Raw genomic sequence first — 3,069 nt, forward strand, 5'->3', positions numbered from 1 at the left:
TTATTGGTCAAGCCCTCGACCTATTAGTATCAGTCAGCTAAATATGTTACCACACTTACACCTCTGACCTATCAACCTTGTGTTCTTCAAGGGGTCTTACTAGCTTATGCTATGGGAAATCTCATCTTGAGGGAGGCTTCACGCTTAGATGCTTTCAGCGTTTATCCCTTCCCGACTTAGCTACCCAGCCGTGCTCCTGGCGGAACAACTGGTGCACCAGAGGTCAGTCCATCCCGGTCCTCTCGTACTAAGGACAGCTCCTCTCAAATTTCCTACGCCCGCGACGGATAGGGACCGAACTGTCTCACGACGTTCTGAACCCAGCTCGCGTGCCGCTTTAATGGGCGAACAGCCCAACCCTTGGGACCTACTACAGCCCCAGGATGCGACGAGCCGACATCGAGGTGCCAAACCTCCCCGTCGATGTGGACTCTTGGGGGAGATCAGCCTGTTATCCCCGAGGTAGCTTTTATCCGTTGAGCGATGGCCCTCCCACGAGGTACCACCGGATCACTAAGCCCGACTTTCGTCCCTGCTCGACTTGTAGGTCTCGCAGTCAGGCTCCCTTCTGCCTTTGCACTCTACGAACGATTTCCGACCGTTCTGAGGGAACCTTTGGGCGCCTCCGTTACTTTTTAGGAGGCGACCGCCCCAGTCAAACTGCCCACCTAACAATGTCCAGTCACCAGATTCATGGCGTCCTGTTAGAACCCCAGTACTGTCAGGGTGGTATCCCAAGGTTGACTCCACTAAGGCTGACGCCCTAGTTTCCCAGTCTCCCACCTATCCTGTACAGACAATACCGGAATTCAATGCTAAGCTGCAGTAAAGCTCTACGGGGTCTTTCCGTCCAATCGCGGGTAGCGAGCATCTTCACTCGCACTACAACTTCGCCGGATTTGCAGTTGAGACAGTGCCCAAGTCATTACGCCATTCGTGCGGGTCAGAACTTACCTGACAAGGAATTTCGCTACCTTAGGACCGTTATAGTTACGGCCGCCGTTTACTGGGGCTTAAGTTCATACCTTCGCTTGCGCTAAGTATTCCCCTTAACCTTCCAGCACCGGGCAGGCGTCAGCCCCTATACATCAGCTTACGCTTTAGCAGAGACCTGTGTTTTTGCTAAACAGTTGCTTGGGCCTATTCTCTGCGGCCTGCTCTCGCAGGCACCCCTTCTCGCGAACTTACGGGGTCAATTTGCCTAGTTCCTTAACTGCAATTCTTCCGCCGGCCTTAGGATTCTCTCCTCATCTACCTGTGTCGGTTTGCGGTACGGGCACTACTTCTCTCTCTAGATGCTTTTCTTGGAAGCATGGAATCATGTACTTCGGCCTATATGGCCTTCCCCATCACGCCTCAGAATTGTTACAGCGGATTTGCCTACCGTAACTCCCTAAACGCTTAGACTAGCATTTCCAATCGCTAGCACACACTATCCTTCTCCGTCACACCCTCGATAATAACGATGGTAGTGGTATCGGAATATCAACCGATTGTCCATCGCCTACGCCTTTCGGCCTCGGCTTAGGTCCCGACTAACCCTCAGCGGACGAGCCTTCCTGAGGAAACCTTAGATATTCGGCCTGTAGGATTCTCACCTACATCTCGCTACTAATGCCAACATTCTCACTCGTAATCAGTCCACCGCTCCTTACGGTACGACTTCAGCCCGATTACGACGCTCCCCTACCGCTTGCTTACGCAAGCCCGTAGCTTCGGTGGTAAGTTTGAGCCCCGGACATTTTCGGCGCAGGATCTCTCGACTAGTGAGCTATTACGCACTCTTTAAATGAGTGGCTGCTTCTAAGCCAACATCCTAGTTGTCTTAGAAATCCCACATCCTTTTCCACTTAACTTACACTTTGGGACCTTAGCTGACGATCTGGGCTGTTTCCCTTTTGACCACGGATCTTATCATTCGTAGTCTGACTGCCGGACTTAATGTATATGGCATTCGGAGTTTGATAAGGTTCGGTAAGCGATATGCCCCCTAGCCCATTCAGTGCTCTACCTCCACTACACATATCCGACGCTAGCCCTAAAGCTATTTCGGGGAGAACCAGCTATCTCCGAGTTCGATTGGAATTTCTCCGCTATCCACAGCTCATCCCATGCTTTTTCAACAGCAACGTGGTTCGGTCCTCCACGAAGTTTTACCCTCGCTTCAACCTGGCCATGGATAGGTCACCCGGTTTCGGGTCTACGGCATGCAACTAGTCGCCCTATTAAGACTCGGTTTCCCTTCGGCTCCGTACCTTAAGTACTTAACCTTGCTACATACCGTAACTCGTTGGCTCGTTCTACAAAAAGCACGTCATCACCCTCATAAGGGGCTTTGACCGGTTGTAGGCACACGGTTTCAGGTTCTATTTCACTCCCCTCCCGGGGTTCTTTTCACCTTTCCCTCACGGTACTGCTTCACTATCGGTCATCAGGTAGTATTTAGCCTTGGGAGGTGGTCCTCCCTGCTTCCCACAAGGTTTCACGTGTCTCGTGGTACTCTGGATCAGAGCTTGATTATCTTAACTTTCACCTACAGGACTATTACCTCCTACGGTCTAACTTTCCAGTTATGTTCGGTTAGTTACGACTTCTCGTTAATGCTCTGTCCGCAACCCCAAAGATAAATCTTTGGTTTGGGCTCTTTCCCTTTCGCTCGCCGCTACTAAGGAAATCGATTTTTCTTTCTCTTCCTCTAGGTACTTAGATGTTTCAGTTCCCTAGGTTTACCCTCGTATAGCTATGTATTCACTATACGATACATGGGGTTTCCCATGTGTGTTCCCACATTCGGAAATCTCCGGATCACTGGCTATGTGCGCCTACCCGAAGCTTATCGCAGCTTATCACGTCCTTCATCGGCTCCTGATGCCAAGGCATTCACCATGCGCCCTTTGTAGCTTGACCTTTACTTGTTTACTGTATCTTATTACTGCGTCAACTACGAAATCTACTCACTCACGTACATAAGTACTGTTCGTTTCGTATCTTTCTTGTTTCCTTGTACTAAGCTACATTAAACTTCGTAACCTATTTAGTCAAAATTTTTCAAAGTTTTGCATTTAATAT

At 50.0% G+C, this 3,069-nt stretch carries 1 rRNA gene; it reads right to left on the minus strand.

Annotated elements, in window-relative coordinates:
- Window positions 1-3: 3 nt before the first annotated feature.
- Window positions 4-2,907: ribosomal RNA gene (locus I2E98_RS15585) — 23S ribosomal RNA — on the minus strand.
- Window positions 2,908-3,069 lie beyond the last annotated feature (162 nt).

The organism is Clostridium sp. D43t1_170807_H7 (assembly GCF_015555905.1).
Lineage (GTDB): Bacteria > Bacillota > Clostridia > Clostridiales > Clostridiaceae > Clostridium.